This window comes from Pseudomonas sp. DF11 (assembly GCF_058148565.1).
The window spans coordinates 182,844-198,130 of the sequence record NZ_JBYVYN010000004.1; the positions used below are offsets into that span (position 1 = coordinate 182,844).

Genomic DNA, 15,287 nt, shown 5'->3' on the forward strand with positions numbered 1-15,287 from the left:
CTGCCGGTTTTTTTTCATCCTCGCGAAAACGTCCCAGGACCGGCACGCCCCCTGCATCCATTCGCTGATATGGCAGTTCCCTGGCGGCGATTCTCCGACACCTTGGAAAAACCACCGAACCAGAGCCTGTACCGCCTGTCAGACCGACTAGGCTCAGACAATTCCATGCTCGTTCGAGGTCTCATCAATGACTCAAGAACCACTTGTTCGCGAAGCTGAAGTCGCTGCATTTCGCGACGCTGTGTTGACCAAGCTCACTTATGCCGTCGGCAAGGACCCGGATCATGCGTTTGATCATGACTGGTTCGAAGCCATTGCCCTTGCCGCCCGCGACCATATGGTCGAACACTGGATGGACCACACGCGGCAGATCTATCGCAAGGGCCAGAAGCGTGTCTATTACCTCTCTCTGGAATTCCTCATCGGCCGCTTGCTCTACGACAGCCTGAGCAACCTCGGCCTGCTGGACACCGCGCGCGAGGCCCTGACCGAGTTGGGCGTGGATCTGGAGCGCATTCGCCTGCTCGAACCGGATGCGGCACTGGGCAACGGCGGCCTCGGCCGTCTGGCGGCGTGTTTCATGGAAAGCATGTCGACCCTGGGCATCGCCGGCCACGGCTACGGTATTCGCTATGAGCACGGCTTGTTCCGCCAGGCGATCGTCGATGGCTGGCAGCAGGAGCAGACTGAGCATTGGCTGGATTTCGGCAACCCCTGGGAGTTCGAGCGGCCGGAGGTGGTCTACCCGATCGGCTTTGGCGGCAGTGTCGAGACCGTCACCGACGACGCCGGCAAGACCCGGCAAGTCTGGTCCCCGGCGGAAACCGTGCGGGCCATTGCCTATGACACGCCAGTGGTGGGCTGGCGCGGTGCCAGCGTCAATACCTTGCGCCTGTGGCGCGCCCGGGCGGTGGAAGACCTGCACCTGGAGCGCTTCAACGCCGGCGACCACCTGGGTGCGGTAGCGGAGGTGGCCCGGGCGGAAAGTATTTCCCGTGTGCTGTACCCCGCCGACAGCACCGAGGCCGGCCAGGAACTGCGCCTGCGCCAGGAGTACTTCTTTGTCGCCGCCTCATTGCAGGACTTGCTGCGCCGCCATCGCAACATGCATACCTCGGTGCTGACCCTGGGCGATCACGCGGCGATCCAACTCAACGACACCCACCCGTCGATTGCCGTGGCCGAACTGATGCGGCAACTGGTGGACGTCTACGACGTGGCCTGGGACGCGGCCTGGCAGATCACCCAGGACACGCTGTCCTACACCAACCACACATTGTTGCCCGAAGCCCTGGAAACCTGGCCGGTAGGGCTGATGGAGCGCATGTTGCCCCGGCACATGCAGATCATTTACCTGATCAATGCCCAGCACATCGATTCGCTGCGGGCCAAGGGCGTGCACGATTTCGACGTGCTGCGCTCGGTTTCGCTGATCGAAGAAGACAACGGTCGCCGGGTGCGCATGGGCAACCTGGCGTTCCTCGGTTCCCACAGCGTCAACGGCGTGTCCGGGCTGCACACGCAATTGATGCGCAGCACGGTGTTCTCCGAGCTGCACAAGCTCTATCCGGATCGGATCAACAACAAGACCAACGGCATCACCTTCCGCCGCTGGTTGTTCCAGGCCAACGCCGAACTGACCTCCATGATGGTCGATGCCCTCGGCCCGAGCGTGCTCGATAACCCTGAGGAGCGCCTGATCGAACTGGAGCCGTTCGCCGATAAACCGGCGTTTCGCAAACAGTTCGCCGAGCAGCGCCTGCATAGCAAGAAAGCCCTGGCTTACCTGATCCACGAGCGGCTGGGGATTGCCGTGAACCCGGCGGCGATGTTCGACGTGCAGGTCAAGCGGATCCACGAGTACAAGCGCCAGTTGCTCAACCTGATGCACACCGTGGCACTGTACCAGGCGATCCGCGCCGAACCGGAAGTGGACTGGGTGCCGCGAGTGAAAATCTTCGCCGGCAAGGCCGCCGCCAGTTACCACCAGGCCAAGCTGATCATCAAGCTGACCAACGACATCGCCCGCGTAGTCAACAACGACCCGACCGTGCGCGGCTTGCTCAAAGTGGTGTTCCTGCCCAACTACAACGTCAGCCTGGCCGAGAGCATCATTCCGGCGGCGGATTTGTCGGAGCAGATCTCCACCGCCGGTTTCGAGGCGTCGGGCACCAGCAACATGAAGTTCGGTCTCAACGGTGCGTTGACCATCGGCACCATGGACGGCGCCAACGTGGAGATGCATGAGCGCGTCGGTGGTGAACACATGTTCATCTTCGGCTTGACGGCTGAGCAGGTGGAAGCCCGCAAGCGCAACGGTGAATTCAGCGCCGAGCCGGACATCGCCGCCTCCCATCGGCTCAACGATGTGTTACAGGCGATTCGCGGCGGGGTGTTCTCGCCGGACGATCCGATGCGCTACGCCGGGCTGGTGGATTCGTTGATCAATTACGACCGTTTCCTGGTCTGCGCCGATTTCGATGCCTACTGGAACGCCCAGGCCAAGGTCGAAGAGCGTTGGCACGACTCCAAGCAGTGGTGGCGTTCGGCAGTGCTCAATACCGCGCGCATGGGCTGGTTCTCCTCGGATCGGACCATCCGTGAGTACGCCACCGACATCTGGAAAGCCCTGGAATAGCATTTGCTGTAAGAAATGTGAGCGAAGCCCAACGGCGGTTGGGCTTCGTCGATATACTAAGCGCCAGTTTCGCCGGGCTGCGGTGTTGTCGCTCAGTCAAAAGTGTCCAATGTGGGAGCGAGCCTGCTCGCGATAGCGGTCTGTCAACCAACATCAATGTTGGATGTGAAGACCCCATCGCGAGCAGGCTCGCTCCCACAGGGTTTGGGTGGTTTCCACTAGACTGATCCAGGCACCGCATCACCCCGGTTACGCCCGCAACGGGCCGCTTAGGGATATCGACCATGCAATGGATCTTGACGCTGTTGGGCTTGGCACTCGGCTGGGTGGTGGACGAGTCGTTCGCCGATGCGCTGATAGGCGCGTTGGTGGGGCTTGGCATTGCCCAATCGTTTCGACTGGGCCGCCTGGGTGTCCAGGCGACCAAGCAACAGGTCTTGCTGCAAGAGGCCCAGCAGAGCCTACTCACGCTGCAAGCCCGCCTGGCGGTTCTCGAACGCGGCGAGGTGGCCGAATCGAGTGATCCGGCGCCAGCGCCCGAGGTTGACGTACCCCAGGCCGTGCAGCCGCCCGCGGCGCGCAGTGAGCCAGAGCTCGTCTGGGAACTGCCACCAGGCCTCGAACCTGCTCCCGCGATGGCCACCCAGGCCAGCCAGCCGTTGCCCGATGACGTTTGGAAGCCCGCGCCAGAGACCTCCAGTCGGCGTGCCCAGCGCGACTTTGCCCCTCTGCCTCTGGAGCCGATGGTTGCGCAACCGACGGCGCCGCGTGGTCCGAACTTGTTCGACCGCGCCATTATTGGTGCGCGCAACTGGCTATTCGGCGGCAACACGGTGTTGCGGGTCGGCGTGGTGCTGCTGTTCCTCGGCCTGGCGTTCCTGTTGCGCTACGCCACTGAAGGCATGGTGGTGCCGATCGAATTGCGTTACGCCGGCGTCGCGGCCAGCGCGTTGGGCCTGCTGGGCCTGGGCTGGTGGTTGCGTCAACGCAACAGTAACTATGCGTTGATGCTCCAGGGCACCGGGATCGCCGTGCTGTACCTGACGGTATTCGCCGCCATGCGCCTGCATCCGTTGCTCGACTCCAAGGCGGCCTTGGGCCTGCTGGTGGCAGTCACCGTGTTCTCGGCGATCCTGGCAATTACCCAGAACGCCCTGGGCCTGGCCGCCGCCGCCGCGTTGGGCGGGTTTGCCGCACCGATCCTGACCTCCACCGGCAGCGGCAACCACGTCGCCCTGTTCAGTTACTTCATCCTGCTCAACGCCGGCATCCTCGCGATTGCCTGGTTCAAGGCCTGGCGCCTGCTCAACCTGATTGGCTTCGTCGGCACCTTCGGCATCGGTTTCGCCTGGGGCCTGCGCTCCTACGCGCCGGAACTGCTCTGGAGCACCGAGCCGTTCCTGATTGTTTTCTTCCTGATGTACCTGGCGATTGGTTTGCTGTTCACTCGCCGCAAACTGATGGATATGAACGATGCTCCCGAGGATGGCAGCCGCGACGCATTGCTGCGCTGGTCGGCGCGCAAGGGCGATTACGTGGACGGCACGATGCTGTTCGCGCCGCCGCTGGTGGGCTTCGGCCTGCAGTTCGCCTTGGTGCAGCATCTGGAATTCGCCGCTGCGTTCAGCGCCCTGGCCCTGGGCATGATCTACATGGGCCTGGCCCGCGTGCTGATGGGTGGACGCGCCTTGCTGCTGGCCGAAACCTGCCTGGCCCTTGGGGTGATTTTTGCCAGCCTGGCGATTCCGTTGGGGCTCGACGCCCGTTGGACCTCGGCGGCCTGGGCCGTGGAGGGCGCGGGGATCTTCTGGCTGGGCCTGCGTCAGCAACGACCCTTGGCCCGGGCCTTTGCCTTGCTGCTGCAACTGGGCTCGGCGCTGGCATTCGTCAGCGAGTTGCACAACGGCGACGGCAGCCTGCTCGATGGCTCCCCGTTGGGAGCATTGATGCTTGGCGGCGCCTTGCTGTTCACGTTCTACCAACTGCTCAAGGCTGCGCCTGAACACTGCGCAAACTGGGAGCGCCAAGGCCTGCCGGTGCTGGCGGTGCTGGGGCTGAGCTTCCTCTATCTGCTGGCACCGCTGTTCTTTCTCACCCACGGCACCGCCATCGCTTGGGCCCTGGCCGGATTGGCGACGCTGTTTGTCGGCCTGCGCCTGCAATCGCGCAGCTTCCTGTTCACCGCGTTCGCGGTGCAATTGCTCGGCGGCGCGCTGTTCCTGTTGCGCCTGCAAGGTGCCGAGGGCGATTCGGCGGCGGTGTTCAGCGCGGGCTGGAGCGGTTTGCTCAGCGCCTCGCTGATCGGCCTGGCGTTGATTGGTGGCATGTTGCTGGCGGCGCGCGACGATATGGTGCGCAACGATGTCCGCTTGCTGCGCGGTTTGTCAGTGGTGTTGCTGGCGGGGCTGGTGCTGATCAATCTCGCGGTGCTGTTCGTCCTGCCATGGCAAACGGCGAGCGGAGTGTGGGCGGCCAGCGGCCTGCTGATCATCTGGCTGAGTCTGTACCTGAAGCAACGCCTGAGCTTTGTCTTCGGCCTGCTGTTGCAACTGCTTGGCGGTGCCGCGTTCCTGACGGCGGGGCCGGCGCTGCTGGGGCCGCTCAATGCCGAGGATCTGCGGCCCCTGGCCCACAGCGGGTTCTGGACGCCGTTGGTGCTGGGCCTGGCGGCGCTGGTGGGTGCATGGCGATTGCAGCGCAGTCATTCGGCGGCGGTATTTGAAGCCATGAGCTTGCAGCGCCTGTCCGAGATGCTGTTGATCTGGGGCGCCGGTTGGTGGGCGCTGGCGTGGGTCAGTGAAGTGCTGCGCTTTGCCCCGGTGAACCTGCAGGGCAGCGTGCTGCTGCTCGTCGCGGCGATCAGTGTGGCGCTGTGGACTGTCTTGGCACTGCGTTTGAACTGGCCGGCGCTGGGGCTGCTGTGCACCTTGTTGATTCCGGCGGCGGGCTGTGTGCTGGTGGCAACGGGGCACAGCTACTATCACCCGGCCGCGGATTTCGGCTGGCTGGCCTGGCTGGCGGTATTTGCCGTGCATTTCCTCTCCCTCAAGCGCCTGGCGCCGATGCTGCCGGCCCAGGCGCGCAGTACCGCCCACGTGCTCGGTTGCTGGTTGCTGATGGCGGTGTTGATGCTGGAGTTGCGTTACGGCCTGCTGTTGCTGTCGGAGCAGTACAACGCCTGGCGCTGGCTGGGTTGGGCGATCCTGCCGAGCCTGTACCTGGTGTTGATGGCCGCGCCGCGTGCCTGGCCATGGCCGATCTCGGCCCAGTCGCGCGAATACCGGGTCTATGCGGCGGCGCCCATGGCGCTGTTGATGCTCGGTTGGTTCTGGCTGACCAACACCTTCAGCGATGGCACCGCAGAGCCACTGCCTTACGTGCCGTTGCTCAATCCGTTGGAGCTGGGCCTGCTGTTCGCCTTGTTCGGTGTCTATGTGTGGGCCCGCAACGCCGTGGCGCAATCGACCAACCGTTGGAGTCGCGTCGGACACATCGCCCAGTTGATCGCCGGTGTGTCGTTGTTCGCGTTCTTCACTGCCTTGGTGATGCGCAGTGCCCACCAGTGGATGGGCGTGCCGTTCGAGCTCGATGCGCTGCTTGAATCGATGTTCGTACAAGCCGGGCTGTCCATTGTCTGGACCTTGATCGCCCTGGGCCTGATGATCGGTGGGCATCTGCGTCACCGTCGTGAGGTGTGGCTGATCGGCGCGGCGTTGATCGCCGTGGTCGTGGCCAAGCTGTTCTTTGTCGAATTGAGTAACCGTGGCGGTCTGGCGCGGATCGTGTCGTTTATCGGCGTGGGCGTGTTGTTGCTGGTGGTGGGCTATTTCGCGCCGCTGCCGCCCAAGCGCCCGGAAACGGCCTCGCCGGCCGAGCCGCCGATGCCTGTCAGTGAGGGAGTGTCATCTTGAGTCGCAAGTTGAGTCGCATCGGACTGGGTGTGGTTGGGTTGTGGGTGGCATTGTCGGCTACGGCCCAGGAGCAACCGGCGGATTTCGCCCATCAGGTGCCATTGGCCTTGAGCGGCGAAGGGCCGTGGTATCGCCTGCCGTTGCCACTGGACGTTCAGTTGCAAGCACGGCAGACCGACCTGAGCGACCTGCGGGTCTTCAACGCGGCCGGCCAGGCCCAGGCCTACGCGTTGATGCGCGACTCGGCCCAGAGCCGGGAAAACCTTACCCTTACCGACGTGAAGTGGTTCCCGCTGTATAACGCCGCCGATGACAACGAGCGTGCGCCCAGTGTGCGGGTGCAATCGAACGCCAACGGCACCCTGGTGGAAGTCCAACCCTCCAGCCGGCTCGAAGCTGGGGAGGAGGAGTTGCGTGGCTGGTTGCTGGATGCCAGCGCGATCAAGGCGCCGTTGCAGCAGTTGATCCTCGATTGGACCAGTGAGCGGGACGGTTTCCAGCGGTTCACCATCGAAGCCAGTGACGACTTGCAGCATTGGCAGTCGTGGGGCGAAGGCCAGGTGGCGCGCCTGACCTTTGCCGATGAGCGGGTCGAACAGCATGAAGTGAGCCTGCCGGGGCAGCCGGCGCGTTATCTGCGGTTGCTGTGGGATTCGCCGTCCTCCGCGCCGGTGCTGACCTCGGCTCAACTGCAAAGCGCCAGCCGCGAAAGCTTGCCGTTGCCACTGGTCTGGTCGCAGCCGTTGGCCGGCAGCACCGCGAAGGCCGGTGAATACACCTGGCAGTTGCCCATGGGGCTGAACATCGAGCAGGTACAGGTCGAGCTGAGCCAGGCCAACAGCCTGGCACCGGTGACCCTGGCCGGTCGCCGTGAAAGCAGCCATCCATGGCAACCCCTGGGCAGCGGCCTGCTCTATCGCCTGACCCAGAACGGCCAGGATGTGCTGCAAAACCAGTTGCAACTGTCTGGCCAGACCGTGCAGCAATTGAAACTGACCGTGGACGAGCGCGGCGGTGGCCTGGGAGCCGAAGCCCCGGCCCTGCGCTTTGCCGTACGTCCGACCCAGGTGGTGTTCCTGGCGCGCGGCGACGGGCCTTATAGCCTGGCGCTGGGCAGTGCGACAGTCAAAGCGGCCAGCCTGCCATTGACCACCCTTGTGCCTGACTACAAGCCGTCGCGCCTGGCGACGCTGGGTACGGCGACGGTGAACGGCGCGGCCACGTCGACGCCGGCAGCGGCCACGGCAACCACGCCTGCGACGGTCGAGACCAACTGGAAGAAAATCGGCTTGTGGGCGGTGTTGTTGATCAGTGTGTTGTTCTTGGCGGCGATGGCGTTCAGCTTGTTGCGCAAGCCGCCGGTCAAAAACTGAGGTGCTGCGCACCCATCGCGAGCAGGCTCGCTCCCACACTGGATTCATGTCGTATACAAAAACTGTGTCCGCATAAGATCAAATGTGGGAGCGAGCCTGCTCGCGATGGCGTCCTCTCAATCAACAGAAATACCCAAGCGAGGCGCCACCCCGTGAACTCAATCCGCCATTCCCCGTCTCATAGGAGGAATTAAGTCCCGACTCGCGCTAAACTGCGCTGGTTTTTCCGCCCCCTATTCTTCGGAGCCGTCCATGTCCCGCGTTACCTTGAGTCGCTATTTGATTGAGCAGACCCGCAGCAACAACACCCCTGCCGATCTGCGCTTTTTGATCGAAGTGGTGGCGCGTGCGTGCAAGGAGATCAGCCACGCCGTTTCCAAAGGCGCGCTGGGTGGTGTCCTGGGCAGCATGGGCACTGAAAACGTACAGGGCGAAGTGCAGAAGAAGCTCGACGTGCTGTCCAACGAAATCCTGCTCGAAGCCAACGAATGGGGCGGTCACCTGGCCGGCATGGCGTCCGAGGAAATGGACAATGCCTACCAGATCCCGGGCAAATACCCCAAGGGTGCCTACCTGCTGGTGTTCGACCCACTGGACGGTTCGTCGAACATCGACATCAACGCCCCGGTCGGTACCATCTTCTCGGTACTGCGTTGCCCGAACGAGTACCTGAGCCAGAACGAAGCCCTAAATGAAAAGGCCTTCCTGCAACCAGGCACCCAGCAGGTCGCCGCCGGTTATGCCATCTACGGCCCGCAGACCATGCTGGTGCTGACCCTGGGCGACGGCGTCAAGGGTTTCACCCTGGACCGCGAGATGGGCAGCTTCGTCCTGACCCACGAAGACATCACCATTCCTGAAACCACCCAGGAATTCGCCATCAACATGTCCAACCAGCGTCACTGGGAAGCTCCGGTAAAACGCTATGTTGAAGAGTTGCTGGCAGGCGAGGAAGGCCCGCTGAAGAAGAACTACAACATGCGTTGGGTCGCGGCGATGGTTGCCGATGTGCACCGGATCCTGACCCGTGGCGGTCTGTTCATGTACCCGCGCGACAGCCGTGAGCCGTCCAAGCCGGGCAAGCTGCGCCTGATGTACGAAGCCAACCCGATGTCGTTCCTGGTGGAGCAGGCGGGTGGCGCTTCCACCAACGGTCACCAGCGTATCCTCGACATCCAGCCTGAAGGCCTGCACGAGCGTGTGGCGGTGTTCCTTGGTTCTAAGGAAGAAGTCGCCCGCGTCACGGCTTACCACAAGGAATAAGGCATGGCCCAGCCTTGGCAGCCGTTGCTCGATTGGTGGTTTGGCTCAGCCCAGACACCGGACGAAATATCGGCTGACAAGGGCAAGCTGTGGTTTGGCAAAGGCCATGATCGCCAGGCGCGTGAGCGCTTCGGCGATCTGGTCGAGCAGGCACTGGCCGACGGATTGACCGACTGGGCGCAACGCCCGGAAGGTTGGCTGGCCCTGGTGCTGCTACTCGACCAACTCCCGCGAATGATCTTTCGCGACACTCCCAAGGCTTTTTCCGGAGACCTGCGCGCCCAAGCGCTGGTGGCCCAGGGGCTGGCGGCGGGTTTCGACCGGCAACTCAAGCCGATCCAGCGCGTGTTCATCTATCTGGTACTGGAACACTGCGAAAACCTCGCGGTGCAGAACGAAGCCGTGTCACGGTTTATCGATCTGGTCCGGGAGCAGCCTGAGGCACAGCGGACGGTGTTTGAAGACAACCTGGATTATGCCGAACGGCATCAGAAGATCATTGCCCGGTTTGGCCGGTTTCCCCATCGCAATGCGGTGTTGGGGCGCGAGTCTACGGCTGAGGAAATCGAGTTCTTGAACAGGCCTGGGTCCAGGTTCTGATTTTTGCCGTGGGGCTGATGCCGCTTTCGCGAGCAAGCCCGCTCCCACAGTCGATCGTGTTTCCCTGAAGGAACTCGGTCAACTGTGGGAGTGGGCTTGCTCGCGAAAGGGCCCTTGAAAGGGCTAGATCCGGAAACTCCCCACCAACTGCTTCAACCGCGCCGCCTGCTGTTCAAGGTCCGCGCAGGCGCGCAAGGTAGCCTGCAGGTTTTCCACGCCTTCCTGGTTCAAGGTGTTGATCTCGGTGATGTCGACGTTGATCGATTCCACCACGGCGGTCTGTTCTTCGGTGGCGGTGGCCACGGACTGGTTCATGCCGTCGATTTCACCGATGCGCTGGGTCACGCTGCCCAGGCGTTCGCCGGCCTGGTTGGCGATGCCGACGCTGCTTTCGCTCTGGCGCTGGCTGTCGGTCATGGTCAGCACCGCTTCCCGGGCGCCGACTTGCAGTTCTTCGATCATCTTTTGCACTTGCTGCGCCGAATCCTGGGTGCGGTGGGCCAGGTTGCGCACTTCATCGGCGACCACCGCGAAGCCGCGCCCGGCTTCACCAGCCCGGGCGGCTTCGATGGCGGCGTTCAGGGCGAGCAGGTTGGTCTGCTGGGAAATGCTGGTGATCACCTCCAGGATCTGGCCGATGTTCACCGTGTTGCTGTTCAGGGTTTCGATGTTGCCGCACGAATCGCTGATCTTGGCTGACAACTGCTGCATGGCGGCGATGGTTTTATCCACCACTTGCTGACCGTCTTCGGCCAGGCTGCGGGCATCGCTGGAGTGCTGCGAGGCGAGGGCGGCGTTCTGGGCGATTTCCTGGGCGGCGGCACCGAGTTGGTTGATGGCCGCGGCGACGCTGCTGGTGCGCGAAGCCTGCTGGTCGGAGTTGAACATCGACGAGTTGGACGCACTGACCACGCGCAGGGCGACTTCGTTGACCTGGCCGGTGGCCGAGGCCACTTCGCGGATCGAGGTATGGATGCGCTCGACGAAACGGTTGAACGAAGTCCCCAGGGCGCCGAATTCATCGTGGCCGTGGATGACCAGGCGACGGGTCAGGTCGCCTTCGCCCTCGGCGATGTCATGCATCGCGCGGCCCATGGTCAGCAGCGGTTGCATCAGCACGCGGATCAACATGCCCAGCAGGGCGATGATGAACACCACGGCAATGGCCATGGCGATCAGTGCCGAAGTACGGAACTCGCTGAGCATCGCCAGCGCGGTGTCCTTGTCGAGCACCAGCGCCACGTACCAGTCGGCGCCCGGCACGCCGTTGACGTGGGTGAAGGAGATGAATTGGGTCTTGCCGTCGAGATCGACTTCTTTCATGCCCGGGCTGATTTGCGGCGCGCCGTTGGGGTAGGCCTCGGCCAGGGTCTTGAGCACGCGCTTGCTGTCGGGGTGGATCAGGATCTTGCCGTCGGCGCTGACGATGAACGCGTGGCCGTGGCCGCCGAAGTTCAGCGAGTTGATGATGGCGCTGATGCTGGACAGGTCGATGTCCGCACCGGCCACGCCGATCATCTGGTTCTGGTGCTGTACCGGGGTGGCGACGGTGATCACCAGCTTGCCCGACGAAGCGGCGATGTAGGGTTCGGTGACGATGGTTTGCTGTGCGCTGTTGGCGGCCTTGTACCAGCCACGGGCGCGAGGGTCGTAATCGGCGGCGCGATTGCCGGCCGGTACCGAGAACATCACACCGTCGGTGCCGCCAAAATAACTGAGCTGGAAGTTGCTGGTATAGGCCGGCAAGCCCACGGCGCGCTTGAGGCTGTCGGCGCCGCTGCCGTCCACGGCGATCTGCTGGGCCAGCGATTGCAGCAACTGGATGCGACCTTCGACCCACGTCTGGATGTTACGGCTGGTCAGGCTGCCGAGTTCCTGCATGGAAGTCTCGGTGCTGGCGTGCAGGCTCTGGCGTTGACGATAGTCGTTGAACAGGATGAAACAGGCGAAAGCAATGGCCACCACAAGGGCGGCAGCCAACAGGATTTTATGGCTGAATTTCATGTTTCTGGTCATTAATAAAACTACCGCGGGGGATGAGTCAGGACGGGCTGTCAATTTGCCATAACGCAGGATTTTGCGCCGTTACTTTTTATCGGCGTAAAAGCCCGGCCCACCAGGCGCCAAGGGTCCAATCCCGACGAAAGGTACGACGCTGTCACAAACCGATTGATTCACCGATGAAACACCTCTGTACAGCCAATAAATACTGGGGTCGTCAGGGAACCAGATAGGGGTTTTCTCTTCTAAGGATCAGGTTGGCACCCTGCCACCTCCCTTCCGCTTCAGGAGTTACACCATGTCGCTGCGATCTATCGCTCTGCTGTTTATGTGCGTCGTGTTGACCGCATGCAGCAAGGTCAACCAGGAAAACTACTCGAAACTGTCGGCTGGCATGCCCAAGTCCGAAGTCGAAACATTGCTGGGGAAACCGACCGATTGTTCAGGCGCGCTCGGCATGTCCAGTTGTACCTGGGGCGACCAGAAAAGCTTTATCAGCGTGCAGTACGCCGGTGACAAAGTGTTGATGTTTTCCGGCCAAGGCCTGAAGTAAACCGGGGCCATGGGCCCACGGGAGAAAAATAATGATGCGGTTAGTTTTTGTGCTTTTGGCTGGCCTGGTTTTGGCTGGCTGTGCCACTTCTGGCGAAGATCCGTTGGCACCCAAGACGGTCAACAGCGTCAATCTCAAGCGTTACCAAGGGACCTGGTATGAGTTGGCCCGCCTGCCCATGTATTTCCAGCGCAATTGTGCGCAATCGGAAGCTCACTACACCCTCAAGCCAGACGGCGACTTGGGTGTGCTCAATCGTTGCCTGACCTCGGACTGGCAGTGGGAAGAAGCAAGGGGCACCGCCACGCCCCAGGTGCCGGGCAAGACCGACAAGCTCTGGGTCGAATTCGACAACTGGTTTTCGCGAATCGTGCCGGGCGTGGCGAAAGGGCAATACTGGGTGTTGTACGTCAGTGATGACTACAAGACCGCTATCGTTGGCGATCCGAGCCGCCGCTACATGTGGCTGCTGTCCCGTACGCCGACCGTCAATAGCGTCGTGCGCGAGGAACTGCTGAGCATCGCGCGCCAGCAGGGCTACGACACGACACGGTTGATCTGGCGAGCGTCGGATCGACAGATGGCCAAGACTTCGGACTGACTGCACGCTGGGCAATTGGCGAAGAACTCGCTCGCCATTGCTCAGCATGATTGACTACGCGCGTCTGGTGCAGGCCGGCGTGGTGCACGATTCTCCACGCAAGGTGGAGCGCAATGCTCGGCAGCAGTTGGAGCTGATCATGAGCTATCGGAGTTTCCCCGTAGTGAATTGCAGCAGCTCGAGCTGCTCCTCGCCCTCGACTATCCCTACGGATTCCTGGAAGAGCTGGAGAAAGAGGCTGCTTTCTAGCCTCACGATAGGGCGATCGTTTCGATGCAACCCTGCTCCAGCCCGCCTCGAATAACGATTCAATCCGGTGTGTCAGTACGTTTAGCCGGGCAGGGATCGCGCCGGGAGCATCCATGAGTCGCCAACAACTGTGGATGCACCATTCGTCAGTTTTTTCCTTTATCAATGGTCTGATCCGCTCCGGCAAAACTCTTGTCCGGTCACGCAAAGTCGGGTCGTTGGCTGCGTAAGTAGACTCCGCGGGCTCTTCATCTGTCGGGCTGAGGCACGGTGGGTGGTTTCCCTATTTTTACGGAGTTGTACGATGCCAGTTCCTTACAAGGATTGCGTTCGCGCGGGCAAGCATCTGCTGTATTGGGCCGTCGTCATGGCGGGTTCCGGTGCTGCCCCGTCAGTGCTCGCGCGCAGTGTTCCCGATGCCGGACAGTTGCTCAATGAACACCAGCAGACGCTGCCGTCCGAGCCTCGCTCTACCACGCCACCACCGGCCTTCGAGCTTCCTGCCGACACCAGCCGTCCCGCCGATTCCGGGCTTCGCGTGCAGCTCAAGGAGATTCACTTCAGTGGTGATACGGAGCTTGCGGAGGCGGAAAATCTTCAAGAGCTGGTCAAGCCGGTCCTGGGCAAGACGCTCGATCATGCGGGGCTGCAGCAATTGGTCGACAGTCTCACCCGCTACCTTCGCGGACGTGGCTATGTACTGGCTCGCGCTTATCTCCCTCGTCAGGATCTGACAGAAGGCAAGTTGGAGATCGCCTTGGTAAAAGGGCGGCTGCAGTCCGGTGCCTCACGTATCGAGCTGAACGGCAATACCCGCAGCAGCCACGATCGCTTGCAGGCTATCGCCGATGCCGCGCTTCCCGAAGGTGAAGTGCTGCAAGTCGAGGATCTGGAGCGGGCCTTGCTGCTGATCAATGACCAGCCTGGCGTCAGTGCCCAGTCTGCGCTCGAACGTGGCATCGAACCCGGCACCAGCCGTCTGTTGATAAGTGCCAGGCAAGGCGCCCTGGTCAATGGCGGGGTTTCAGCCGACAACTATGGCAACCGCAGCACCGGTACTGCCCGTGGCAATGCGCAAATAAACGTCAACGACCCGCTGGGTATCGGTGACCAGCTGAGTATCGGGTTGAGCAAAAGCACCGGCAGCGACATCGTCGGCGGCTCCTACAGCTTGCCGCTGACAGCCTCCGGGCTGCGCCTGAATGCCGGCGGCTCTTATCTGCGGTATGAAGTGGACCAGGAGCAATTCCGTTCGCTGGATCTGCGCGGTAATGCCCGAAGCGGTTCGCTGGGGCTCAGTTATCCGTTGATTCGCTCGCGTCTGCAGAATCTCAATCTGTCCGCTACCTATGAGTACAAAGCGCTTGAGGATCGTGGCCTGGGTACCAACCTGAGCGATCGCGAGCTGAATAATTTTATCGTTGCCATGAGCGGCAACCGTTTTGACAGTTGGGCCAGTGGCGGCGTGACCGATGCCATGCTCTCAATGACGTTTGGTGAACTGGACCTGTCCGGTAACCGCGACGATAAATTTGCCGACAGCGTAAGTGCCGAGAGCGACGGCAGCTTCCATAAGCTCAACCTGCGGGTCTCGCGCTTGCAGAACCTGGGCGTCGCTAGCCCGTGGACGCTGTACGGCGGCGTTTCGGCGCAGTGGGCCAGCGACAACCTCGACTCTTCGGAAAAATTCCTGCTGGGTGGCCCTGCCGGTGTCCGCGCCTATCCGGTGGGCGAAGCCTCCGGGGATCGTGGCTGGCTGGCTACCCTCGAGCTGCGCCGCAACCTCGATCTGAATCTGCCAGGCGTCACGCTGCAAGGCCTCGGGTTCTTCGACACCGGTCGCATCTGGCTGCACGAAAACCCCTGGCCGGGCTCGATCGACAATGCTGACGAGACCAACCGCTATGACCTGAATGCCGTCGGCCTGGGCGCCAACCTGTGGGCGGGCGATTTCAGCTTCCGCACCGCGGCAGCGCGCACGTTGGGCGACAACCCGGGACGGGGACAATCCGGGCTCGACGCGGACGGCCGTGCCAGCGACTGGCGCGCCTGGATTCAAGCCTCATACGCATTCTGATCAAGCCCGTTGCGGTCATCC

9 protein-coding genes are annotated in these 15,287 nt (G+C 62.2%); 8 read left to right on the forward strand and 1 reads right to left on the reverse strand.

Translation table 11 applies throughout. The annotated features are described in order from the left end of the window. Positions 1-187 precede the first annotated feature (187 nt). From AC30D9_RS14395 to AC30D9_RS14415, 5 genes are all read left to right on the forward strand, one after another. Positions 188-2,638: a glycogen/starch/alpha-glucan phosphorylase gene (locus tag AC30D9_RS14395; RefSeq protein ID WP_490144258.1), complete on the forward strand. Its 2,451-nt coding sequence runs from the start codon at positions 188-190 to the stop codon at positions 2,636-2,638. 284 nt (positions 2,639-2,922) lie between these two features. Then, positions 2,923-6,549 (forward strand): DUF2339 domain-containing protein, encoded by a 3,627-nt coding sequence (locus tag AC30D9_RS14400; protein ID WP_490144259.1) that lies wholly within the window; start codon positions 2,923-2,925, stop codon positions 6,547-6,549. Continuing rightward, positions 6,546-7,922, forward strand: a complete 1,377-nt coding sequence (locus tag AC30D9_RS14405) for a DUF3999 domain-containing protein (RefSeq protein WP_307573568.1) — start codon at positions 6,546-6,548, stop codon at positions 7,920-7,922. Before AC30D9_RS14400 ends, AC30D9_RS14405 begins: the two co-directional genes overlap by 4 nt. Positions 7,923-8,174: 252 nt before the next feature. After that, positions 8,175-9,185, forward strand: a complete 1,011-nt coding sequence (locus tag AC30D9_RS14410; RefSeq protein ID WP_116833968.1) for a class 1 fructose-bisphosphatase — start codon at positions 8,175-8,177, stop codon at positions 9,183-9,185. Between the two features lie 3 nt (positions 9,186-9,188). Continuing rightward, on the forward strand, positions 9,189-9,785 hold the full coding sequence (locus AC30D9_RS14415; RefSeq protein ID WP_490144260.1) for a DUF924 family protein: 597 nt from the start codon (positions 9,189-9,191) through the stop codon (positions 9,783-9,785). 123 nt (positions 9,786-9,908) lie between these two features. On the opposite strand, the gene AC30D9_RS14420 is transcribed toward AC30D9_RS14415, so the two are convergent. Then, positions 9,909-11,801, reverse strand: coding sequence for a methyl-accepting chemotaxis protein (locus AC30D9_RS14420; protein WP_490144261.1), 1,893 nt, complete (start codon positions 11,799-11,801; stop codon positions 9,909-9,911). Positions 11,802-12,084: 283 nt separating this feature from the next. On the opposite strand from AC30D9_RS14420, the gene AC30D9_RS14425 reads away from it, so the two are divergent. The 3 genes from AC30D9_RS14425 (at position 12,085) to AC30D9_RS14435 (ending at position 15,266) form a co-directional block, all read left to right on the forward strand. Further along, a complete protein-coding gene (locus AC30D9_RS14425) occupies positions 12,085-12,339 on the forward strand; it encodes a lipoprotein (protein WP_018608002.1) in 255 nt (84 codons plus the stop codon). Positions 12,340-12,370: 31 nt separating this feature from the next. Continuing rightward, the gene (locus AC30D9_RS14430; RefSeq protein ID WP_134922481.1) at positions 12,371-12,940 is read left to right on the forward strand and encodes a lipocalin family protein; all 570 of its coding nucleotides are present in this window, start codon (positions 12,371-12,373) and stop codon (positions 12,938-12,940) included. Positions 12,941-13,493: 553 nt separating this feature from the next. After that, positions 13,494-15,266: a ShlB/FhaC/HecB family hemolysin secretion/activation protein gene (locus tag AC30D9_RS14435; protein ID WP_490144262.1), complete on the forward strand. Its 1,773-nt coding sequence runs from the start codon at positions 13,494-13,496 to the stop codon at positions 15,264-15,266. Positions 15,267-15,287: the final 21 nt, after the last annotated feature.